The sequence below is a fragment of the Mesorhizobium sp. LNJC391B00 genome (genome assembly GCF_000502535.1).
Lineage (GTDB): Bacteria > Pseudomonadota > Alphaproteobacteria > Rhizobiales > Rhizobiaceae > Mesorhizobium.
On the sequence record NZ_AYWI01000002.1, the window covers coordinates 235,299 to 258,447 of the forward strand.

At 63.3% G+C, this 23,149-nt stretch carries 18 protein-coding genes; 7 read left to right on the forward strand and 11 right to left on the reverse strand.

Annotated elements, in window-relative coordinates; genetic code table 11:
• Positions 1 to 10: 10 nt before the first annotated feature.
• The 3 genes from X750_RS158795 to X750_RS158785 all read right to left on the reverse strand — a co-directional run bounded on the left by X750_RS158795 (position 11) and on the right by X750_RS158785 (position 4,639).
• Complete coding sequence (locus tag X750_RS158795) at positions 11 to 2,080, reverse strand: prolyl oligopeptidase family protein (RefSeq protein WP_023746815.1); 2,070 nt, start codon at positions 2,078 to 2,080, stop codon at positions 11 to 13.
• A gap of 97 nt (positions 2,081 to 2,177) precedes the next feature.
• Complete coding sequence (locus X750_RS158790) at positions 2,178 to 3,335, reverse strand: MFS transporter (RefSeq protein ID WP_023746816.1); 1,158 nt, start codon at positions 3,333 to 3,335, stop codon at positions 2,178 to 2,180.
• Between the two features lie 110 nt (positions 3,336 to 3,445).
• Entirely contained in the window at positions 3,446 to 4,639 is a 1,194-nt protein-coding gene (locus X750_RS158785) for an MFS transporter (RefSeq protein ID WP_023688132.1), read from the reverse strand.
• A gap of 271 nt (positions 4,640 to 4,910) precedes the next feature.
• On the opposite strand from X750_RS158785, the gene X750_RS158780 reads away from it, so the two are divergent.
• The 5 genes from X750_RS158780 to X750_RS158760 all read left to right on the forward strand — a co-directional run bounded on the left by X750_RS158780 (position 4,911) and on the right by X750_RS158760 (position 12,748).
• Positions 4,911 to 6,488: a trimethylamine methyltransferase family protein gene (locus X750_RS158780; protein ID WP_023746817.1), complete on the forward strand. Its 1,578-nt coding sequence runs from the start codon at positions 4,911 to 4,913 to the stop codon at positions 6,486 to 6,488.
• Positions 6,489 to 6,717: 229 nt separating this feature from the next.
• Positions 6,718 to 7,182 carry a DUF559 domain-containing protein gene (locus tag X750_RS158775; RefSeq protein WP_023707856.1) on the forward strand — a complete coding sequence of 155 codons (465 nt, stop codon included), beginning with the start codon at positions 6,718 to 6,720 and terminating at the stop codon, positions 7,180 to 7,182.
• An 18-nt stretch (positions 7,183 to 7,200) separates the two neighbouring features.
• Positions 7,201 to 9,771 carry an FAD-dependent oxidoreductase gene (locus X750_RS158770; RefSeq protein ID WP_023746818.1) on the forward strand — a complete coding sequence of 857 codons (2,571 nt, stop codon included), beginning with the start codon at positions 7,201 to 7,203 and terminating at the stop codon, positions 9,769 to 9,771.
• An 84-nt stretch (positions 9,772 to 9,855) separates the two neighbouring features.
• Positions 9,856 to 11,385, forward strand: a complete 1,530-nt coding sequence (locus X750_RS158765; protein WP_023746819.1) for a glycosyltransferase family 39 protein — start codon at positions 9,856 to 9,858, stop codon at positions 11,383 to 11,385.
• 55 nt (positions 11,386 to 11,440) lie between these two features.
• Positions 11,441 to 12,748 (forward strand): Xaa-Pro peptidase family protein, encoded by a 1,308-nt coding sequence (locus X750_RS158760; RefSeq protein ID WP_023746820.1) that lies wholly within the window; start codon positions 11,441 to 11,443, stop codon positions 12,746 to 12,748.
• On the opposite strand, the gene X750_RS158755 is transcribed toward X750_RS158760, so the two are convergent.
• Both X750_RS158755 and X750_RS158750 read right to left on the reverse strand, forming a co-directional pair.
• Positions 12,713 to 13,540, reverse strand: coding sequence for a PhnD/SsuA/transferrin family substrate-binding protein (locus X750_RS158755; RefSeq protein WP_023746821.1), 828 nt, complete (start codon positions 13,538 to 13,540; stop codon positions 12,713 to 12,715). The genes X750_RS158760 and X750_RS158755 overlap by 36 nt on opposite strands.
• Positions 13,541 to 13,626: 86 nt before the next feature.
• Entirely contained in the window at positions 13,627 to 14,637 is a 1,011-nt protein-coding gene (locus X750_RS158750; RefSeq protein ID WP_027050294.1) for a fatty acid desaturase, read from the reverse strand.
• Positions 14,638 to 14,866: 229 nt separating this feature from the next.
• On the opposite strand from X750_RS158750, the gene X750_RS158745 reads away from it, so the two are divergent.
• Positions 14,867 to 15,724 (forward strand): helix-turn-helix transcriptional regulator, encoded by an 858-nt coding sequence (locus X750_RS158745; protein WP_023681768.1) that lies wholly within the window; start codon positions 14,867 to 14,869, stop codon positions 15,722 to 15,724.
• 114 nt (positions 15,725 to 15,838) lie between these two features.
• Complete coding sequence (bmt, locus tag X750_RS158740) at positions 15,839 to 16,861, forward strand: betaine--homocysteine S-methyltransferase (protein ID WP_023746823.1); 1,023 nt, start codon at positions 15,839 to 15,841, stop codon at positions 16,859 to 16,861.
• Positions 16,862 to 16,869: 8 nt separating this feature from the next.
• Here bmt and X750_RS158735 read toward each other — a convergent pair whose 3' ends face one another.
• The 6 genes from X750_RS158735 to X750_RS158710 form a co-directional block, all read right to left on the reverse strand.
• Positions 16,870 to 17,136: a hypothetical protein gene (locus X750_RS158735; RefSeq protein ID WP_023753429.1), complete on the reverse strand. Its 267-nt coding sequence runs from the start codon at positions 17,134 to 17,136 to the stop codon at positions 16,870 to 16,872.
• Positions 17,137 to 17,376: 240 nt separating this feature from the next.
• Positions 17,377 to 19,488, reverse strand: coding sequence for a VWA domain-containing protein (locus X750_RS158730; RefSeq protein WP_023746824.1), 2,112 nt, complete (start codon positions 19,486 to 19,488; stop codon positions 17,377 to 17,379).
• 2 nt (positions 19,489 to 19,490) lie between these two features.
• Positions 19,491 to 20,051 (reverse strand): RNA polymerase sigma factor, encoded by a 561-nt coding sequence (locus X750_RS158725; RefSeq protein WP_023696454.1) that lies wholly within the window; start codon positions 20,049 to 20,051, stop codon positions 19,491 to 19,493.
• A 215-nt stretch (positions 20,052 to 20,266) separates the two neighbouring features.
• Positions 20,267 to 21,445 carry an NAD(P)/FAD-dependent oxidoreductase gene (locus tag X750_RS158720; protein WP_023746825.1) on the reverse strand — a complete coding sequence of 393 codons (1,179 nt, stop codon included), beginning with the start codon at positions 21,443 to 21,445 and terminating at the stop codon, positions 20,267 to 20,269.
• A gap of 95 nt (positions 21,446 to 21,540) precedes the next feature.
• Positions 21,541 to 22,278 carry a dienelactone hydrolase family protein gene (locus tag X750_RS158715; RefSeq protein WP_023691017.1) on the reverse strand — a complete coding sequence of 246 codons (738 nt, stop codon included), beginning with the start codon at positions 22,276 to 22,278 and terminating at the stop codon, positions 21,541 to 21,543.
• Positions 22,279 to 22,382: 104 nt separating this feature from the next.
• Entirely contained in the window at positions 22,383 to 23,069 is a 687-nt protein-coding gene (locus X750_RS158710) for a hypothetical protein (RefSeq protein ID WP_023746826.1), read from the reverse strand.
• Between the last annotated feature and the right edge of the window lie 80 nt (positions 23,070 to 23,149).

Genomic DNA, 23,149 nt, shown 5'->3' on the forward strand with positions numbered 1-23,149 from the left:
GGCCCGGAATTCAAGCGGTGCCGCTCAATACCCTTTGCAGGAACACGTATTTCATGGCGGTTTGCGCCGCTTGCGGCCGGCGGTCGCCGCGCCCGCCATGGCCGCCTTCCGTCTCCTCGAAGAACAAGGTCTTGCCGTGACCTGCCTCCTGCAGCTTCGCCGCCATCTTGCGGGCATGGCCGGGATGGACGCGGTCGTCGGCGGTCGATGTCGTGAGCAGCACCGGGGGATAGTCGGCATCGGCCGAGACATGATGGTACGGCGAATAGGCGGCGAGCCACTTGGCCTCTTCCGGTTTTGCCGGATCGCCATATTCGCCGATCCACGAGGCGCCTGGCGGCAGTTCGGTGTAGCGCAGCATGTCGAGCAGCGGCACCTCGATGATGACGGCGCCGAACAGTTGGGGATGCTGCGTCAGGGAAACGCCGGTAAGCAGGCCGCCATTCGAGCCGCCCTGGATGCCGAGGGAAGCAGCCGTGGCTATGCCGCGCCTGACGACGTCCTCAGCCACCGCGGCGAAATCGTCGAAGGCAGTCTGGCGATTGCCCTTCAGCGCCGCCTGATGCCAGGCCGGCCCGAACTCGCCGCCACCGCGGATGCAGGCCTGCACATAGGCGTTGCCCTTTTCCAGCCACAGCCTGCCGCGCACGCCGGCATAGCCGGGCAGCAGCGGTATTTCGAAGCCGCCATAGCCGTAGAGCAGCGTCGGCACCGGACCCTTCTGGTCGCGCCGCCTGACGACGAAATACGGGACCATTGTGCCGTCCTTCGAGCGCGCCTCGAACTGTTCGGAGACCAGCGGCGCGGCGTCGAACCGAGCCGGCTGCGATTTCACGGTGGCCAGCGTCGCCCCGTTATCATCCGACCAGATGATCGAACTCGGCGTCAGGAAATCGGTGAAGGAGAAGGAGACGCTGGAACCGAAATGCTCAGCATGCGCGATGCCGACATTGCCGTTCTCGGGCAGCGCCACCGGCTTCAGCGACCAGCGGTCGCCGCAGCGCTCGGCGACAACGACCTTGCCGCGCACATTGTCCATCAGATTGATGAACAGCCGGTCCTGAGTGCGGGCAATGCCGGCGACCGAAACACGGTGCGCTGGCGCGAGCATGGTTTCAACAGGGCCCAGGTCGCCGGTGTCCATCCAGTGTTCGAAATCGAAGGAATAGAGGCCGTCCGGCAAGCACTCAGTGCCGCCCGGCGCCGTCCATGGGCTGCGCACCCCGAACACGAACCGGCCCTTGAACAGCGCGGTGTCGGTGACATCGTCCGGCAGCGGGATGCGCCGGTTTTCGCCCGACGGCAGGCGCAGAAAACTGTGCGAGGAGAAGAAGGCGATCGTGCGGGCCAGAAACAAATACTGCCTGTCGCCATCATGCTCGACCCCCGCGCCGGCCGCGAGATCCTGCTTCTCGGCCTCGAAGATCGGCGTCGCCTCCTCCAACCGGGTGCCGCGCTTCCACAGCTTGACGACGCGCGGATAACCGGACTGGGTCTTGTCGTCTTCATCGAAGGCAGCCGAGACAATGACCGTGTCCCTGTCCAGCCAGGAAAAGCCGGATTTCGAGGCGGGAGCGCGGAAGCCGCCCTCGATGAATGATTTGGTCTCGATGTCGAATTCGCGCATCTCGCTCGCATCGCCGCCATCCGGCGACATCGCCACCAGGCAAAGGTTGAAATCGGGGTAAAGGCGGCTGGCGCCGCTGAACACCCACTTCACCCCCTCCTTGGCCGACAGCACGTCGAAGTCGATGATCGTCTCCCACACAGGCTTCTCGGTCTTGTAGGAAGCAACCGTCGTGCGGCGCCAGAGGCCGAGCACATTGGTCTTGTCCTGCCAGAAATTATAGACTTGGCCGTTGAGCGCGGCACCGACCGCAATGTTGTCCTCGGCCGTCATCAGGTCGAGCGCCGTCTCGAAGGCCGCCTGGTAGGACGGATCGCCCTGTAGTTCGGCCACGGTGATCTGGTTCTGGCGATGCACCCAGTCGAGCGATTCCTTGCTGGTCCGGTCCTCCAGCCAGAGGAACTTGTCCTCCGCGGTGGCATCCGTCTGGCGTTTTGTCGTCGATTGGGTCACGCATGGTCTCCAGGCTAGTGGCGGGCAGCCCTGCCTACATCGCGTTGCAAGCGGTTTTATTCAAGATGGTACGTCAGGTCATCGGGGGAATGCGGCCTCAAACCATCCGCCGGCGCAGGACCGTGGCCACAGCCAGTGCCAGACAAATCGCGCCCAGCGTGATCGGCAGACCGGAGGCGCCGATCACATCCATGACGCCACCCGCCAGCGGCGGCACCACGATGCCGCCGATGCCCCACATCAGGGAGAAGGCGGCATTGCCGGCGACCAGCGCCGAGCCGGTAAAGCGCTCGCCGAGCTCGATGATCGACATGGTGTAGATGCCATAGGAGACCGCGCCCCAGATAAAGACGCAAGGCCAGATCAGCGGCGTCTCGATGAGCAGCGGCAACAGGGCGCAGCCCAGCACCGTCACCACGACGCAGATGAATCGCACCAGACGCGCCGTCAGCCGTTCCGCCAGCAAGCCGAGCGGCACCTGCATGGCGATGTTGCCTGCGATCATCACCGACAGCAGCGCCGACATGCGCGCTTCCGCGATGCCATAGTGCGTGCCGTAGACCGGCAGCAGCGCCAGCACGCCCTGTTCGAAACCGGCGGCAACGACCACCGCCGACAGCAATAGCCATGCCAGTGGCATGAAGCCCATGACCGAAACCCTGCGCCCGGCTTCGTCGACCTTCGGCAGTTGCGGCAGCACCAGCGCCAGGCAGGCGCCGCAGAAGATGAAGGCGGCGATCCCCACCAGGAATGGCGGCCATCCCACGGTGCCGACAACGAGCAGGCAGAGCGGCCCGGCAGCGAAGCCGGCCGAGATGATGGTTGAATAGACACCCATGACGCGACCGCGGCGCGATGGCGGCGCCAGTGCAATGACCCAGATTTCGCTCAAGACATAGAGCGGGTTGGTCACCACCCCGATCAAGAAGCGCAGCGGAAACCACAGATAGACATTCTGGGTCCAGCCGATCAGCGCAAGCACAATAGCCGAAAGCGCCGCGCAGGTAAGCGCGGTGCGCCCTGCCCCGAACCGGCGCGCCAGTGCCGGGATCAGCGGCGACGAGACAATGAAGCCGATCGGCGTCATTGCCGCCGAGAGCCCGATGATGGCCGGCGAAACGCCTTGGCGTTGCAGGATGAAGCTCAGCAGCGGATAGGACAGGCCTTGCGCGATGGCGAACACCGAGACGGTCGCGATCACGCCGCTGATCGCCGTCCACTGCATCTTCTCGTTGTCAGCTTCCGCCAGGTTCATCATTGGCACCTAAACCAGGCTCAGGACTAGCTTTTCTGTCCGACGCGGGTAAGCCCCGCCCCGGTAAAAACCGTTTGCTCCAGACAAGGCCTGTCATGAGTTTGGGCCTGTCAGGAGTTTTTGGGCCTGTCAGGAGTTTGGCGCTTGAACGATCGGTAAAGCGCGAAGCTCACCAGCAGCGCGTCGAGTCCGGCGATCACCACCGGCAGGCCGAGCGGACCGATGACCTGCATCAGCGCACCGGCGCCGGGCGGGCCGACAATGCCGCCGGCGCCCCACATCAAGGCAAAGGCGGCGTTACCGGCGACCAGCACGGTTCCCTTGAAGCGGCTGCCGAGCTCCACCAGCGCCATGGTGTAGACGCCATAGCCGACCGCTCCCATGACGAGAAGGACGAGCCAGATCGCCGGCGTCGTGATCAACAACGGCAGCAAAACCGCGCAGGCCGTTGTCGCCAACGCACAGAAGATGATCATCGCCCGCCCGCCGAAACGCTCGGCAAGCAGGCCGAGCGGGATTTGCAGGAAGATGTTTCCCAGCGACAGTGCCATCACCAGGGCCGCCAGCGTCCTTTCGGGCAGGCCATAGGCAGCACCGAAGACCGGCATCAATGCGTAGGTGCCCTGCTGGACCGCCGCCGAAACCAGCACGGCAAACAACAGCGCCGGCGCCAGCCTGGCGAAACCGAAAAAGCCGCCGGGCAATTGGCCGTCATCCTCGAAGCCGGCGAGGCTTGAGGAAACAGCACGAAGGATCGCGGCGCACAGGATGAAGCCGGCCATGCCGACCAGGAAAGGAACCCAGCCCGATATCCCTACCGCGGTCAGGACCAAAGGCCCCGCAGCATAGCCAGCGCCCAGCACGGTGTTGAATGCCCCCATCACCCTGCCGCGGCGCGACGGCGGCGCCAGCGACAGCGCCCATACTTCGCCCAGTATATAGAGCGGGTTGATGACGATACCGATGATGAAGCGGATGACGAACCAGCCCACCCAGTCCTGCAGGTAGCCGATGCCGAGGAAGCACAGCGCCCCAATCAATGAGCAACCCACAGCCAGGTTGCGCGCGCCGACCAGCCGAATGGCTGCCGGCACGAACGAGGCCGAAAGGATCAGGCCAAGCGGCATCATCGCTGCCGACAAGCCGATCAGCGCCGGCGACATGCCTTGCTTCTGCATCAGCAGCGTAAACAGCGGCGAGCTCAGCCCTTGCGCCGCACCGAACATCGCGAGGGCGGCAGTTACGCCGGCAAGCGCCGCCCATTGCGTCCCCGCTTCGCCATCGCTCGAACCGGTCGCAGCCATGATGCCTTCCACATGAATTGCCGGCCCATCCAGCGGCAAACCACTGAGCTAGCGGTTCGATTTAGGGAAAGGAAGGGCCGCGCCTGAAATCCCCTTGCGCCAAGAGCCGCAGTGGGCGCGTCCTGTCCGCTAATCCCCGGCAAGGTTGTCAACTATCGGACTGCCGTTCGGGCATGTCGCTTCCCTCGTCCTAGTGGTCGCCGCCTCCGCAATGGTCGGACAGCCGCCGGTCCATTATGCCGCCCGCTACCAGCATCGTACGAGGACCATCATGACCGCCGCCCTGCATCCAGCCGAACCGCCTTTGGCAACCGACCGGGCCCGTCGCGGTGGCCGTGCGGGCAAGCGCGCCGGCGGCTCGGCCGCCTTCGAACAGCCGGCTTTTCGGCAACTGAGAAATCCGCTAACGCCGACCAAGCTGGTCTCTGACGACGAGCTGGAATCGATCCACCTCGCCTCGCTGCGCGTCTTGAGGGAAATAGGCGTCGACGTGCTGCATGACGAAGCGCGCCGCATGATGAAGGAAAACGGCGCCGATGTCCGCGAGGGCAGCGAGCGCGTGCGCTTCGACAGCGACATGATCCTCGATCTCATCTCCAACTGCCCGTCGGAATTCACGCTCCATGCCCGCAACCCGGCGCACAATGTGCGCTTCGGCGGCAACAATGTGATCCTGTCGATGATGGCGTCGGCACCGAACTGCTCCGACCTCGATCGCGGCCGCCGTCCGGGCAACCAGCAGGACTACCGCAACTTCCTGCGTCTGGCGCAGATGCACAACATCCTGAACTGCACCGGCGGTTATCCGGTCGAGCCGACCGACATCCATCCTTCCGTGCGCCACCTCGAATGCATCCGCGACCTCGCCACGCTGACCGACAAGGTGTTCCACATCTATTCGCTCGGCAAGGAGCGCAATGTCGACGGCATCGAGATCGCCAGGATCGCCCGCGGCATCAGCCATGAGCAGATGCTCGAAGAGCCGTCCGTCTTCACCATCATCAACACCAATTCGCCGCTGAAACTGGATGTGCCGATGATGGAAGGCATCATCCAGATGTCGAGCAAGGGTCAGGTCGTCGTCATCACGCCCTTCACCCTGTCCGGCGCGATGGCGCCGGTGACCATCGCCGGTGCGCTGGTGCAGCAAAATGCCGAGGCGCTGTCCGGCATCGCCTTTGCCCAGATGGTGAGAAAGGGCGCGCCGGTTGGCTATGGCGGCTTCACCTCGAATGTCGACATGAAGTCAGGCTCGCCGGCCTTCGGCACGCCTGAATATATGAAGGCGCAGCTTGTCGGCGGCCAGCTTGCCCGCCGTTACAAGATCCCCTACCGCACCTCCAATACCTGCGCCGCCAACACGGTCGACGCGCAGGCAGCCTATGAAAGCGTGTTCTCGCTGTGGGGCGCCATCCAGGGCGGCGGCAATCTGATGATGCACGGCGCCGGCTGGCTCGAAGGTGGCCTGCGCTGTTCCTACGAGAAGACCATCCTGGACATCGACCTGTTGCAGATGGTGGCCGAGTTCCTCACCCCGCTCGACCTGTCCGACGAAGCGCTCGGCTTCGACGCCATCCAGTCGGTCGGCCCCGGCGGCCATTTCTTCGGCACCCAGCACACGCAGGACCGCTACAAGACAGCCTTCTACTCGCCCATCCTCTCCGACTGGCGCAATTTCGAGACCTGGGCCGAAGCCGGATCGCCGACCGCGCTGGAAAAGGCCAACAAGGTCTGGAAGGAGCGGCTGGCATCCTACGAGGAACCTTATATGGACCCGGCGATCCGCGAAGAGCTCAACGACTTCGTCGAAAGGCGCACGTCCGAAGGCGGCGCGCCGACCGATTTTTGATCGATGTTGTTGATGAACAATCGACCCCCACTCCGTCGAGCTTCGCTCGACACCTCTCCCCCGATCGACGGGGGAGAGGAAAGGCGCGAGCCTATGCAAGGGCGCGNTCCGTCGAGCTTCGCTCGACACCTCTCCCCCGATCGACGGGGGAGAGGAAAGGCGCGAGCCTATGCAAGGGCGCGAATTTATGCGGGCTGGCTCCCTTCCTCTCCCTCCGGAGGGGGGAGAGGTGGCGCCGCGAAGCGGCGACGGAGTGGGGGACGGCGCTCATGAAACCCGCAGTCGCCGCAAGATGGGCACCACCCAACGCGCGCGAACGCTGAGGCAAGGCGGCAATCAGGCGGAAGCATTGCTATGGCTTGAATTGAAGGCGCGCAAGCTTGGCGGCTATCGCTTCACCCGCCAGTTTTCCATCGGACCCTTTTTTGCAGACTTCGCCTGCCGCGAAAAATGGCTTGTCGTGGAAATCGACGGCCATCAACACGCCGGCAGCTCCTATGACCGTCGCCGTGACGATTTCATGGGCGCGCAAGGCTATTCGATCCTGCGTCTCTGGAACCATGACGTCCTGAACCATCGCACTTCCGCCTGCGAGACCATCCTTGCCGCACTTGATGGCAGGTTGGCCGAGAACGTCGCTGCGGCCGATCTCCGCTTTGTTTTCACGCCCCGCCCATTCGATTCAATCTCTTAAAAAACGGACCTATCTCTCATGAAATCTCACATTAAAGCGGTTGTCATTGGCGGCGGCGTCGTTGGCTGCTCGGTGCTCTATCACCTCGCCAAGGCCGGCTGGACCGACATCATGCTGATCGAGCGTTCCGAGCTCACCTCCGGCTCGTCCTGGCATGCGGCCGGCGGCTTCCACACGCTGAACGGCGATCCCAACGTCGCCAAGCTGCAGGCCTACACGGTGCAGCTCTACAAGGAGATCGAGGAAATCTCCGGCCAGTCCTGCTCGCTGCATTTGACCGGCGGCGTGATGATGGCCGATACGCCCGAGCGCATGGATTTTCTGCGCCTGGCCCACGCCAAGGGCCGCTATCTCGGCATGGACACCGAGCTGATCACGCCATCCGAAGCCAAGGCGATGTTCCCGCTGATGGACGAGACCAATTTCGTCGGCGCCATGTGGGATCCGGTCGAAGGCCATCTCGATCCCTCCGGCACGACGATCGCCTACTCCAAGGCGGCCAAGAAGCTGGGCGCCGAGATCGTGCTGCGCAACCGCGTCGTCGAACTGACGCAGGAAGTTGACGGCACCTGGAACGTCGTCACCGAACAGGGCACCGTCCACGCCGAGCATGTCGTCAACTGCGGCGGCCTGTGGGCGCGCGAGATCGGCCGCATGGTCGGCGTCGAACTGCCGGTGCTGGCCATGGAGCACATGTACCTGCTCACCGAGCCGATGCCCGAGGTCGAGGAGTTCAACAAATCGACCGGCCGCGAGATGATCGGCGTGCTCGACTTCAAGGGCGAGATCTACACCCGACAAGAGCGCAACGGCATCCTGCTCGGCACCTATGAAAAGGCCTGCAAGCCATGGTCGCCGGTCAACACGCCGTGGGATTTCGGCCATGAACTGCTGCCGCCCGACCTCGACCGCATCGCGCCGTCGCTGGAGATCGGCTTCAAGCATTTCCCCGGCATCGAGAAAGCCGGCATCAAGCAGATCATCAACGGCCCCTTCACCTTTGCGCTCGACGGAAATCCGCTGGTCGGGCCGGTGCAGGGCCTGACCAATTTCTGGTGCGCCTGCGCCGTCATGGCCGGCTTCAGCCAGGGCGGCGGCGTCGGCCTCGCTTTGTCCAACTGGATGGTGCATGGCGATCCCGGCTTCGACGTCTGGGGCATGGATGTCGCCCGCTTCGGCGAGTGGGCCGGCCTGCGCTACACCAACGCAAAGGTGCGCGAAAACTATTCGCGCCGCTTCTCCATCCGCTTCCCCAATGAAGAGCTGCCGGCTGCGCGTCCGGCGCAGACGACGCCGCTCTACGATACCATGCTCGCCAACAACGCCGTCATGGGCGATAGCTGGGGCCTGGAGACCCCGCTGTGGTTCGCGCCGAAGGGCAAGGAGCCGAAGGACGTCGTCTCCTTCCACCGCTCAAACGATTTCGGTCCTATCGGCGAGGAAGTGCGCGCCACGCGCGAACGCGTCGGCGTCACCGAAATCGCCAACTTCGCCAAATACGAAGTGTCGGGACCTGCGGCTGAGGATTTCCTCAACCGGCTGATGACCAACCGCATGCCGAAGACCGGCCGCATCGTGCTGACGCCGATGATCAACGAATTCGGCAAGCTGATCGGCGACTTCACCATCGCCAAGGCAGGCGAAGACAGATTCATGATCTGGGGCTCGTCCGCCGCGCAGAAATACCACATGCGCTGGTTCGAGACGCATCTGCCGAAGGATGGTTCGGTGCGTATCCACCGCTTCGATCAGACGCTGGTCGGCCTGTCGATCGCCGGTCCGAAATCGCGCGACCTCTTGCAGAAGCTGGTCGATGTCGACATCTCGACCAAGGCGTTTCGCTTCATGGATTTCCGCGAAATGGCGGTCGGCGGCGCGCCCTGCATGGTCAACCGCATCACCTATACCGGCGATCTCGGCTATGAAATCTGGATGGCGCCGGCCTATGAGCGCCTGGTCTACAAGGCGATCAAGGACGCCGGCGAGGAGTTCGGCCTCGTCGATTTCGGCATGCGCGCTTTGCTCTCCATGCGCTTGGAGAAGAACTTCCCGACCTGGTACCGCGAACTGCGGCCGATCTACGGCCCGTTCGAAGGCGCGATGGACCGCTTCATCAAGCTGGAGAAGAACGACTTCATCGGCCGCGAGGCCGCTGCCAAGGAACAGGCGGAAGGGCCGAAACTGCGCCGTGTCTCCTTCATCGTCGATGCGGCCGACGCCGATGTCATGGGCGACGAGCCGATCTGGGCCAAGGTCGGCAAGGACTATGGCACGGTGGAAAAGCCGCATGGCTATGGCGCGCCGCGCTTCGACATGGCGGGCAAGGAAGTGCGTGGCTCGAAGGCTGCCGAAGGCGCTTCCGCCGTGCGCGGCATCGTCGACGGCGACTGGCGCGTGGTCGGCTGGGTCACCTCGGGCGGTTATGCGCACTATGTGCAGAAATCGATGGCGCAGGGCTATGTGCCGGCGGCACTCGCCGAGGACGAAAGTGCCGGACTGTTCGAGATCGAGATCCTCGGCCACCGGCGTCCGGCGCGTATCAATGTCGAGGCGCCCTTCGACGCCAGCGGCGAGAAGATGCGGACCTGAAAAGGCGACAGGGAGCGTGAGATCGTGTAAGGGGCCTTCGGCAGTTGGCCGCAGGCATTTTCCCTCGATGAGAAGACGATCCCCTTGCAGTATCTAGAGAAATGGACGGACTGGCTCTGCGAAGGCAAGGTCGGTCCCTTCAACGCCGCACTGGTCTGCGTCGCGGTCTATTGCGTCGTCCAGATCGTGGTGATGGCGCTGCTGTCCCATGTCGTGGGAACCGGTGTCGGCGTCGACGATTCCGAACAGCTGATGTACATGCCCTACCTCTGGGCTGGCTATGGCGGCTCGCAGCCGCCGCTCTACACCTGGCTTGCCCGCCTCGTCGCCGCCGTGGTCGGAACGAACATCCTGGCGCTCAAGATCGTGAAGTACCTGCTGATCGGAGCGGCGCTGGCGTCGGTTTTCATCGCTGTCCGCCGCCTAGGCTATTCCAGCCGCGCTGGCGCCGCCGCATTGTTCGGCCTGCTGTTGTTTCCGCAGATGGTGTGGGAGATGCAGCACGCCCTCACCCACTCGATCGCCGCTTTCTGTTTTTCAGTGGTGCTGTTTCTTGCGCTCGTTGAACTGGTGCAGCGGCGTTCGCTGGCCACCTATGTGCTGTTTGGCGTGGCGATGGCCGCCGCCATCCTGTCGAAATACAACAACGCGATCTTTCTCGGCGCGCTGATGCTGTCCACCCTGTCGCTGCGCGAAACGCGCGGCGTCATCCTCAACCGCCGGTTTTCGATCAGCCTTGTCGTGGCGGTGCTGCTTTGCCTGCCGACGCTCTACTGGAACCTGACCTACACCGACCAGTTGCTGTCGCACAGCGGCGGCTTCGGCATGGGCAGAGGAGAAAGCGCCATACAAACCGCATTCTACGGAATGCGCGGACTGGGCAAGGCTATCCTGTATTTCGCCGTGTTGCCGGCCGGCATATTCGTCGCGGCTTTGCTCATCGCATGGAAAAAGCCGGCGCCGGCTCTGCAACCGGCGCCATGGACCGAGAAACTGGTGTGGCGCACCATCGCTTTTGCCCTGGCGATGACCATCGTGCTCGTCCTGGCGAGCGGGACGACGCAATTTCGCGATCGCTGGATGCTTCCCATCCTTGTGTTGCTGCCGGTCGCGCTGGCCTTGCGGATGGATGCCAGAGGCGACAAGGGAAGGAAGGTGCAGGACGTCGTCGTCTTTGTCGGCGCAACGCTTGCCATCCTCGTGCTGCCGGTGACCTGGTACACGCACCTCAATGGCGGCGACAGCCGCGGCAGCATCGTGCGTGTCGACTACCAGTCGCTCTATGGCCAGCTGACGGCAAACGGTCCGGTTCGCACGGCGATATCGAGCTGGCACTGGGTGGGAAATCTGCGTCTTGTCGATCCCGATCTGGTCGTGCTCGACGACGAGATGCCGGACTTCGGCCATTTGCTGATCGAGCCGGCGGTGCTCGTGATGGCCAATGACAAGGAACCTCCCGAGGGCATCCTGCGGGCCTTGAGCGAGGCCGGCTATGTCGCTGACGGCTCGCCGCAGCAGTTGGTCGTTCCGATGCTGTTCGACAGCGAGCCGCCCACCCGCACGCTGACGGTCACGCGGCTGAAGAAAGCGGCCGCGGGCGCAGCGCCACAGTAAGTCGGCAGGGAGGCGTCGGGTGGAGAAACAAGGGTTCGGTCGTCATCGCAAGATCATGCCGTTCGAGCCCGGCTCCGTCGAAGCCTTGCGCGAAACATCGCGCCAGAAGGCGGCGTCGCTGAACCAGCATGTGCTGGGCTATGGCGCGCTGGCTGAAGCCGAATGGCAAGCGGCAGGCATCGCCGCGCCCGATCTTGCCGCGATGCGCAAATACCGGCTCGAGCGCCTCCGCGCCGAACTGAGGCGCCGAAACTACGCCGGCGCGCTGCTCTACGACCCCGTCAACATCCGCTACGCCACCGATTCGACCAACATGCAGCTGTGGGTCGCGCACAATCCGACCCGCCACTGCTTCGTCGCCACTGAGGGACCCGTGGTGCTGTTCGACTATTTCTCCTGCGAGCATCTGTCCGACCATTCCGGCGTCGTTGACGAGGTGCGGCCGGCAGTGTCGTGGATGTACCTCTATGGCGGTGAGCTGACCGAGCACAAAGTCCGCCGCTGGGCGGCCGGCATCGCCGATCTGGTCAAGGAGCATGGCGGCGGCAACAGCCGCATTGCGGTCGACCACATCAACCCGGAAGGCGTCGAGGAACTCGCCCGGCTCGGCATCTCGATTGGCAATGGCGAAGCGGTGATGGAAAATGCGCGGCTGATCAAATCGCCGGACGAGATCCTCGCCATGCGCCGCGCAATCGTCGCTTGCGAAGCGGCGATGGGTGAAATGGAGAAGGCGCTGACGTCGGGCATTTCCGAAAACGAATTGTGGGCCGAACTCCACCGCGGCAACATTGCGCGCGGCGGCGAATGGATCGAAACCCGGCTGCTGGCCTCGGGGCCGCGCACCAATCCGTGGTTCCAGGAATGCTCATCGCGCGTGATCGAAGCAGGCGACCTCGTCGCCTTCGACACCGACCTGATCGGTCCCTACGGCTTCTGCGCCGATCTCTCGCGCACCTGGCTTTGCGGTGACGCCAGGCCGTCGAACGAGCAGCGCGACCTGTTCCGCATTGCCGCCGACCAGATCGCCCACAACACGCAATTGATGCAGCCCGGCATGTCCTTTCGCGACCTGGTCGAACGCTCCGTGGTGCCGCCGGGAGATTGCTTCCCGGCGCGCTACGGCGTGCTCTATCACGGCGTCGGCCTCGCCGACGAGTATCCAACCCTGCCACATGCCAGCGACTGGACGCCGGACACGCCCGACGGCGTGCTGGAGCCGGGAATGGTCCTGTGCGTGGAAAGCTATATCGGCCGTCTCGGCGGCCATGAGGGCGTCAAGATCGAGGAACAGATCCTGATCACCGAGACCGGTAACGAGCAGCTTTCAACCTACCCGTTGGATGCGAGGCTGCTCGGCTGATCCGGCAAGCGCCTCGCGCAGAGCCTTGAGCGTCTTTTCCGGCGTCGTCCTGGCGGTGATGTAGGGCAGGCCTTTGCGCCTTGCCGTCCAGCCGACGACCTTCACGGCGTTTGCCGCAGGTTCGAAACGCTGCGCCAGCGCCCAGCTCTCACAGTCGATGGCAGCTATATCCGCCTTGCCCTCGGCGACCGCGACGATCGAGCCGCGATGGCCACCGCTTTCGCTGCGCGAGGAAAAGATATCCAGGCTTTCGCCGGCGGCCTGCAGATCGCGCGCCAGTGCAATGATGCCCGACATCGAATCGAGGCTGTTGTAGGTAAAACGCTTGCCACGCATCAGATCGAGCGGCAGCAAGGCTTTGCCATCCGCGGGCGAGCGAACTTCCGATCCCTCGCCTGTGCGCATCACCAGCGCGCTGGAATAGAGTTCGCCCTGGCCGCCTTCGTAAGCGTCGTAGCTCGGCTGGCCGACCACCTGCACATGCTTGTTCAGGCCGAGTTCCATCGGCCCCCAGCAGGTCTGCGCGAACAGCAGCGCCGGATGCAGCCAAAGCTGGTGATGGTCGAGTTCGTTCGGCGGCAGTGTCGCCGGATCGGGCGCGATTAGCTTGCCCTCGGCGTCCCGGATACCGCCCGGCACCGGCGGCAGGTCGCCACTGCGGCGCACGATTGTCTGCGGCGCATCGATGCCCTTGTGCCGAAAAGCCTCGCGCAACGCTGCCCATTGCGCGTCGACCTCGCCGCGCACTTCGGGCCAGTCGTACATCGGCAATGCCGCAATCAATTCACTCATGCCGACACTCAATCATCATGGCTCGGGAAAGGATCGCAAAAACGCGGCGTTCAATCAGAATTGGCCGACACCGGGATGTCCGGGGATTATTCCTTCGGCGGCTCGGCCGGAACCGGCGCGCTGCCAAGCCCGCTGATGCTGCGCGCCCTGATGCGCGGCTTGAATGCCCTGCCCGGCTCGGGCTGGCGGCGCAGCACCGGGTGCACGATCGGCTCCTTGGCCTTGAATGCGTAGGCCTTGATCAGTGCGAAATAGTTCGGATAGGCGTAGCCATTGTTCATCCGCAGCCACTCGTCGCGGCGGTCGGCAAACAGTTTTGGAAGCCTGTACCAGGCAACGGTCGGGGTCTTGTGGTGAACGAAGTGCAGATTGTTGTTGAGGAACAGGAACGACAGCGGCGAGCGCTCGATGATCACCGTGCGTCCTTCAGGGTGCTCGCACCACTGATGTTCGGCGAAAGTCCGGACCGCGATCAGCGACTGGCCGAGCCAGACCGGCACCAGAATGTAGAGCCATACGGGAATGCCGAAGCCGAACTGCACGATCGGCACTACGATGGCGAGGCCGATCGCATGCAGCAGCCATGCCTTGCCGATCACCTTGTCGCCGGCAATCACATGCCTGGCGTCGTCGACGAAGAAACCGATGCAGGACAGCCAAGGGCCGAGAAAGAAACGGCCGGCCATGGTGTTGTTTATCTTGAGCAGGAATTTCATCGTCGGCGGCAGATCGTCATGCATCCACAGCGCCTGGTAATAGCTCTCGGGATCGTCGAGCGGATCGGTCAGGCGCTCGTCGGCGTGGTGGCGCAAATGAAGCGTCTTGAAGCGACGGAACGGCCAGACCAGGCCGATCGGCAGGAAGACGAAGGCTTCGTTGATGAGCGCGCTGCGCGTCGGATGGCCATGCAGCACTTCGTGCATGATCGACGACTGCAAGGCCAGGATGAAGCCGAGGAGAAGAAGTGCCAGGATCGGATAAGAGGGCCAGAGCAGGAGCCCGGCAGCGAGCCACATTCCGTAACAGAAGAAAGCGAGAACCACGGTCGGCCACTCGATGGCTGCTGCGTTGCGTCGCTTGATGCTCTTGCCTGTCATGCTATCGACCACTGTCCCTCAGCCGCCGAAACCCCAATTGGTTCCTGACAACATAGTGTCAGGAGAAGCGATTCCACTCAACGAGACAAAGTGTACAAAATGTTGCATTTGCGCATTTTTGACCGCAGATGTTACACATTGTAAACAACCCTAGGGATTCATTTACGCCTGGAGTGCTGATTCGACGGCTATGCGCAAATTTTTCCTAAGTGAGCGCGGAGAACGAACAGTGGACAAACGGGACCTGTCGGCAATCTTTCGGGAGCGTCTGAAGCTGCTCCTGACACGGTCCGACCTCAACCAGTCGGCCTTCGCGTCAGCAGTCGGCATCGATCGGTCGGCGCTGTCGCAACTGATGTCCGGCGCCTCGACGCGCCTGCCGCGCGCCGAAACGCTGCTCAACATCGCCGCCGAATTCAAGATCTCGCTGGACTGGCTCCTCGGCCTCTCCCAGGACGAAGGCGTCACCGGCGAAATCCGCGAAAGCCTGGAGATCGAAGAGGCGCCCGACGGCTTCGACCGCACGCTGCTCGCCAAATGGTTCGCCGAGGCCGCAGGCACCAAGATCCGCTATGTGCCGGCCGGCATTCCCGACCTCCTGCGCACACGCCAGCTGGTCGACTACGAAGCCAACATCACCAACCGCAGCCGCCTCGCTCAGGCGAGCGAGACGCAGTACCGCATCGAGTACAACCGGCGCCCTGAGACCGACATGGAGGTCTGCATGCCGCGCCACACGCTGGAGATTTTCGCCCGCGGCCTGGGCGTCTGGGACCGCTTTCCCGAGGCTGACCGCCGGCAGCAGCTTGCCCATATGGCGACGCTGCTTGACGATCTCTACCCCACCTTCCGCCTGTTCCTCTATGACGGCCGCATGCGCTATTCCATCCCGCTGACCATCTTCGGCCCTTACCGCGCCGCCATATATGTCGGCGACATGTATGTCGTGCTGAACGCCACCCAGCCGGTCCAAGCGCTGACCCAGCATTTCGACAATCTGATCCGCGCCGCCGACATCAACCCGCATGAGGCCGCCGCCTACGCGCGCAATCTGGCCGGCGCGTCATTTCCATCGGGTTCTGCCTGATCCCCAACGCCCCGGAAAGGTGCGCCGCCCGGCAATTGCCGGTCGCAAACACATTGACTGGACATAAAGACTTCTTTATATCCTTATTCCATTCAAATACTGAAAGTCGATCCGATGACCGCGAACAATCCCATCGATGCTCTGCTGGCCGAAAAGGGCGTGCTGCTCGCCGATGGCGCCACCGGCACCAATCTGTTCGCCATGGGGCTGGAGGCCGGCGAAGCGCCGGAGTTGCTGAACGAGGCAGCGCCCGACACCATCACCAGCCTGCACCAGAATTTCGTCGACGCCGGCGCCGATATCATCCTCACCAACTCGTTCGGCGGCACCCGCCACCGGCTGAAGCTGCATCATGCGCAGGACCGCGTGCATGCGCTGAACAAGCGCGCCGCCGAGATTGCCCGCGCGGTCGCCGACAAGGCCGACAGGAAAGTCATCGTCGCCGGCTCGGTCGGTCCGACCGGCGAGTTGCTGGTGCCGCTCGGCGCCATGACCTATGACGAAGCAGTCGAGGCTTTTGCCGAGCAGATCGAGGGTCTCAAGGAAGGCGGCGCCGAAGTCGCCTGGATCGAGACCATGTCTGCGCCGGACGAAATCCGCGCCGCGGCGGAGGCCGCCATCCGCGTCGGCCTGCCCTACACCTATACCGGTTCGTTCGACACTGCCGGCCGCACCATGATGGGCTTGCTGCCCAAGGATATCCACGGCGTCGTCGACGGACTTTCAGAGACACCGCTCGGTGTCGGCGCCAATTGCGGTGTCGGCGCCTCCGACATCCTGGCCTCGCTGCTCGACATGACCGAGGCGAAGCCGGAAGCGACGGTGATCGTCAAGGGCAATTGCGGCATTCCCGAATTTCGTGGCACCGAGATCCATTATTCCGGCACGCCGGAGCTGATGGCCGACTATGTCCGGCTGGCGGTGGATGGCGGCGCGAAGATCATCGGTGGCTGCTGCGGCACGTCGTTCCAGCACCTTGCCGCCATGCGCAAGGCGCTCGACGCGCACACCAAATCCGAACGCCCGACCGTCGCGGCGATCGTCGAGCGCATCGGTCCGATGCGCAACAAGGTGGCGACGGAAAACACCGCCGAGACCAGCGAAGCCCGCCGCGAACGCCGCCGCACCCGGGCCTGATATCGAACTTATTCGCTGTTTTCAGCGTAACGCGATAGCGCCGTCTTGAAATCCAGGGCGGTGCTGTCGGCGCTTTCATTCATCGTCACCAGGTCACCCGACGACTGCGGATTGCCGATCTGCTCCAGCATGACACGAAAGCGGTCATTGGTCAGCGCCGACTTTGCGGTATTCCGGGCTGCGTCGACGTCATCCATGATGCGCCTGGATTCTGGCGACAGCGTTCCCGACGCCTGCGTGTGTCTCACCGCCGGCGTCGTGTTTCCAATGTTCATGATCTGCAATTCCCGGCTCCCCAAGCCCAGTCCCGACCCCATGCAATAATAGCAGGGCATTGCGATGACGTTCCGGAAAAGCCGCGCAATTTAACGATCAGGCGGATCATCTGTGCGCTTCGGATCAATCGATCCGAAAAAAGGCCGGCAGGGTTTCCCCCGCCGGCCTGCCTCACCCGCCCGTAGCCGGTTCCCCGTATCAGAACGACCCCCGTCTGAAAGGAACCGGCTGTATTGCCACTACCGGTTACCGCCGAGCGCCGAGGCAAGGCGCACAAGCGAAAGGAACTCGGACCTGTACCCAAACGGGTCGGCTCCTCGGGCGGCGGTGGCAATCTCCATGATCTTGTCGTAGCCGAACTTCGCGGTCGCATCCTCGTCGCGCAGCTTCTGGCCGAAGGCGGCGACAGCGACGGAGAAACGCTGGTCGGTGCTGGCCTGGTCGAAGGACGCGACCTCGTTGGCCGACGTCACCGGCGTGGTGATCAGCTTCGAGACGTCTTCGTTCGGCAGCTTGTAGCGGATTTTCACGAAGGCATATTCGTCGGCGTTGGCGACGCCGCCATTGTCGACCGCGGCCTGGCCGTAGCGCAGCGGATCCATCTGCTCGCCGCCACTGCCCTTCGGCGTGATCTCGTAGATGGCCGTCACCGAATGACCGGAGCCGATATCGCCGGCATCGACGCGGTCATTGTTGAAGTCCTCGCGGTTCAAGGCGCGGGTTTCATAGCCGATCAGCCGGTACTCCGAGACCTTGTCCGGATTGAACTCGACCTGGATCTTGACGTCCTTGGCGATGGTGAACAGCGTCGAGGAGGCATCCTCGACCAGAACCTTCTCGGCCTCGGCCAGCGTGTCGATATAGGCGGCGGTGCCGTTGCCGTTCTGGGCGATGGTCTGCATCATCTGGTCGTTCAGATTGCCGCGTCCAAAGCCGAACACCGACAGGAAGACGCCGGTCTTGCGCTCCTGCTCGATCAGTCGCTTCAGATCGTCGTCATCGGTCTGGCCGACATTGAAGTCGCCGTCCGTGGCCAGCATCACACGGTTGATGCCGTCCTTGACGAAGGACTGCTGGGCAAGCTTGTAGGCTTCCTTGATACCCGCCTCGCCGGCCGTCGAGCCGCCCGGCTGCAGATTGTCGATGGCGTTGAGGATCTTGTCCTTCTCGGTGACCTTGGTCGGCATCAGCACGGTGCCGGCGTCACCGGCATAGGTGACGATCGAGATGGTGTCGTCCGCCTTGAGCTTGCTGACCAGCAGCCGGAAAGCCGACTTCAGCAGCGGCAGCTTGTCCGGCTCATCCATCGAACCCGAGACGTCGATCAGGAACACCAGATTGGCCTTGGGCTGCTCGACCGGCTTGATGTCGAAGCCCTTGATGGCGACGTGCATCAGCTTGGTGTGCCCGTTCCACGGCGTCGGCATGACGCTGACGGTCGAGTTGAACGGCGTCGAAGCCGAGTCCGGACCCTTCCAGTCATAGGGGAAGTAATTGACCATCTCCTCGACGCGGACCGTATCGGCCTGCGGCAGGTAGCCCTGCTTCAGCGAGCCGCGGACGAAGGAATAGGAAGCCGTGTCGACGTCGATCGAGAAGGTCGAGACCGGATCCTGAAGGGCTGCATGCACCGGATTGGTCTTGAAATCCTCGACGCGGTCGCGGTTTGGCTCCTGCGGCGCAATCTGGTCGGCCGGCATCGTCGAAGGCTGTGCCAGGTACTTGGATTCGGTCGCGCCGGCCATGCGGTTGACCCGCGCGCCGCCGGCCGGAGCAGCACTGCCGTCAAGCGAAAACTCGCGGCTCTCAACTGGCGCAGGCTCGGCCAACACGCCGCGTCCCAGCGCATCCTGCTGCGCCGGGGCGACAGCAACGGTCGATTCGGGCTTCGGCGGCGCGGGTGGCGTAAGCGGCGTAGTGGTGTCGCGGCTTCGCACATCGGCGTCGGTCTTCTTGTCGCCTTCAGGCGCCTGCTTTTCTTTTACCGGCGCGTTGATCGCCGGCCCATTGGTTGCCGGCTTGTCGGCCAGCGTCTCGGTGATCTTCTCGTCGCCGCCGAACGGCAACGGCTGTTCCCTCAGCATATGGAAGGTGGCGTATCCGGCGATCGGCAGGGCGACGAGCCCGGCAATGGCCGGCGTGGCGATGAGTTTCTTTTGCATGATCTCGCTCCAGAGCTTTTGTGCTCGCTCTGTGAGACGAAGCCCGCCGACCGATCCTTGGGTGACGGCAGAAATATTTTCCTGATCATAGGCGCTCATGGCGGCTTCGAAGGCGCGTGCCTTCGCGCTTTCGCCCGGCGCCGGTACTGCTGCGTCGCGCAGCCTGTTGAGTTCGTTGTCGTCGACCATGGTCACACTTCCCCGGCTGAACGCATCAACGTCTTCAGCCGTTTCTTCGCTTCATGGATGTGCCAGGAAACCGTCGTCTCCGAGATTGCCATCGCCTCGGCGGCGGCCGCGTGGCTCAAACCTTCGCCATAGACCAGAAGTACTGCATCGCGCTGCTTGTCCGGCAATTGCCGCACCGCTGCCCAGAGCGCCTCAGTCGGATCTTCGGGCTCGGCCGAGGCCTCTCCCGAAATCATGCTGTAGGCGCCGAAAGCCTCGGTCTTGACGTTTTCGCGCGTGGTCTTGCGCATCATGTCGCGCGCCGCGTTCAGCGTCACGGAATAGAGCCATGTCGTGAACGCGCCGCCGCCGCGATAGTCGCGGATCGCCTTGCCGAGACGGACACAGACCTCCTGGGCGATGTCTTCGGCATCGGCCTTCTTTCCGCACCAGCGATAGGCGGCGCGATAGACGAAGTCGTAGTGCCGCTCCAGCAATTTGCCGAAGGCACCCCTGTCTCCGCCCTTCGCCCGCCCGATCAATTCGGCGTCGGAGGCTTCGCTTTCATCCAGCATCATCGCCATCATTTGCCTGTTGGACGAAGGCTAATGGCCAATCCTTGGGGTTATGGAAAGATTTTTTTCCGAGGCGACGGATGCACGCGCAACAGGTGCGCTGAGATTCAGGTGAGGCCGAGCCGAAAACGATGGATTTCGAGAACCGGAGTGGAGCGTACTTTTGGTACGCGAGCACCGGAAGCACTGAAAGCCGTCGTTTGCAGGCCGGCCTCACCTGAATATCAGCACACCTGGCCCGAGGCCCAGCCGGACGACCAAGCCCACTGAAAATTATAGCCGCCCAGCCAGCCCGTGACATCGACGACTTCGCCGATGAAAAACAGCCCCGGCACGGATTTCGCCTGCATCGTCTTCTGATCGAGCCCGTTGGTATCGACACCGCCAAGCGTCACTTCCGCCGTGCGGTAACCCTCGGAGCCGGCCGGCTTGATGCGCCAGTCGTTGACGGCGGCTTCGACGGTTTTCATTTGCAGGTCTGTCAAATCAGCGAGATTGCCATCGATCCCACTGCGCTCGGCGACTGCTTGCGCAAGGCGCTTCGGCAAATGGTTTGCAAGCACCGTCTGCACCGCTTGCCTGCCGTTGACGCGCCGGGCGGCGCGAAGCAGTTCCGCCACATCCCTCCCCGGCAGCATGGCGATGCGGATCTCGTCGCCCTCGCGCCAATAGGACGATATTTGCAGGATGGAAGGCCCGCTCAAGCCGCGATGCGTAAACAGCATCGCTTCTGAAAACCGCGTCTTGCCGCAGGCGACTTCGGCATCGACGGCATTGCCGGCCAAAGGCGCCAGCCGCTCCAGCGTTCTTGCGTCGAAGGTAAGCGGCACCAGCGCCGGCCGTGTTTCCACCACCGCAAGGCCGAATTGCGCCGCAAGCTCGTAGCCGAAACCGGACGCGCCCATTTTGGGGATCGACTTGCCCCCGCAAGCCACGACTAACGAGTTGCAAGCGACGCTGCCAGCGGAGAGCGTCAGCACAAACCCGTCCGCGGTCTTGCTGACGTTCCTCACCTCGGTCGACAACGCCAGTTCCACACCCCAATCCTGCATGTCGGAAACCAGCATGTCGATGATCAGCCGCGCCGAGCCGTCGCAAAACAGCTGTCCCAGCGTCTTCTCGTGATAGGCGATGCCGTGGCGTTCGACGAACTCGATGAAATCGCGCTGCGTGTAGCGGCTGAGCGCCGAGATGCAGAAATGCGGATTGCCCGAGATGAAATTCTTCGGGCTCGCATGGATGTTGGTGAAATTGCAGCGGCCACCGCCGGAGATGCGGATCTTCTCGCCGGGCTTTGCCGCGTGATCGAGCACCAGGACCGAGCGGCCGCGCTTGCCCGCCTCGATGGCGCACATCATTCCGGCCGCACCGGCGCCGATCACCACGACATCATAGGATTCCATCAGGCTGTTCGTTCCCGCTCGACCGGCGCTGTTTTAACAGGCCGCGCCAATCGTGCAGTCTCTACCCGTTCGTTGCGACTTCAGGCAACGCCTCGTTAGATCAGCGTCTCGGCGAACAGCGTCGTCAGTCGCTTCCAATGACGTTCGGCGCCGGCCGCGTTGAAGACGCTGTGGTCCGACACGCACCAGCCATGCGCCATGCCGGCATAGTTTTCGATGGCGTGGTCGACCTCCGCCACGCGCAGCGCCTCGACCAGCCGCGCCGACTGCTCCGGCGGAAAGCTGCGGTCGACGCCCGATGTCCCGACATAGACGCGCGCCTTGATCATTGCGGCCTTGCGGTGCGGGCTGTCGGCGGCATCGCTGGCCAGATTGCCGCCATGGAAGCTCGCCGCCGCCACGATGCGATCGGGATAGGTTGCAGCCGCATTCAAGGCCCGCGCCCCGCCCATGCAGTAACCGACGACACCGACCGGTCCGGTGACACCTTCAGCGGTAAGCGTGTCGAGGAACGCCCTGCTGTCGCGGATGGTCATGTCCTGTGTCGTGCCGTGGACCAACGCCGTCAGCGCGACCTTGGTCTCCTCGACGACGAAAGCGGTCTTGGGCTCGAACGGCCCGTAGGGTGCTTTGCGATAGAAAAGATCCGGCACCAGCACGGCATAGCCCTCGCCTGCCAGCCGTTCCGCCATTGCGTCGAGCGCCGGTCGCGGACCGAAAGCGTCCATATAGAGAATGATGCCGGCCCTGGACGAGGAAGCGGTCGCCGAGCGGAACAGCCCGGCTTTCGCCACGCCGTCCCCGGTCTTGATCTCAATGTCCTGCTTCGCCATGGCCCGCTCCGTTAAATGTCGTGCGATACATATAAGCAGGCATTGTCAGGGCAAGCCGTTCCCTGACAATCCCGTTCAACACTTTGTGCGGGCTTTCGACCCGGCTACAGGCCGGCAAACGCCGTCATGTGAAAGGCCTGAACCTCAGGCGGATAGCGATGGGCCGTGCCATACGGACAGGCGTTGCGGTCGAGGCAGCCGCCGCCGCGGCATGGTTCGCCCTTCGATCCCCGCACATGCGCCAGGCAAGCCTGATGAGCGAAACCATCCGCGGAATAGGCGTCAACCGGACAGGATTTCAGGCAAGGTTTTGCAACACAGGCGTCGCAAAGGTGAATCGCTTCGCGACGTTCAGGAAGCGCGATCTCATCCTCGAACAGCAACGCGCCGCGATAGGCATGCCAGAGCCCGTACTGCGGATGCATCAGGATGCCCAGCGGCGACGGTCTCAGCCCCTCCGCTCGCATCGCCCATTGCTGGAACGGCAGATAAGGTCTGTCCGAAGGCGAAACGCCGCGCGCGCCGAATTTTTCCGCCACCGCGCCGATCACTTCGCGCGACCATGTGTCGAGCGGATTAGCAATGGTTTGCGGTTGCCGGTCGCGCCAGCGCAGGAAATGCGGCCAGGGTGCCGCTCCCGCCTGCCCCACCAACAGCACGGATTTGGCGGGGGCAACTGAAGGGCCATGCGGCGGCGTTTCGCTTGTTGCGAAATTGAAGCCGCCGCGCAGGATGAGGCCGTCGGCGGAAAGCGCGGCCGCTATCTCGTCAGCCCGGCGCCGCGCAATCATCCCTTCTTGTCCGGGTCGGAGAAAGCGCTCCGCCAGACTTCCTTGTGGATGATGTTGGCGACTTTAGCCCCGCCTGACTC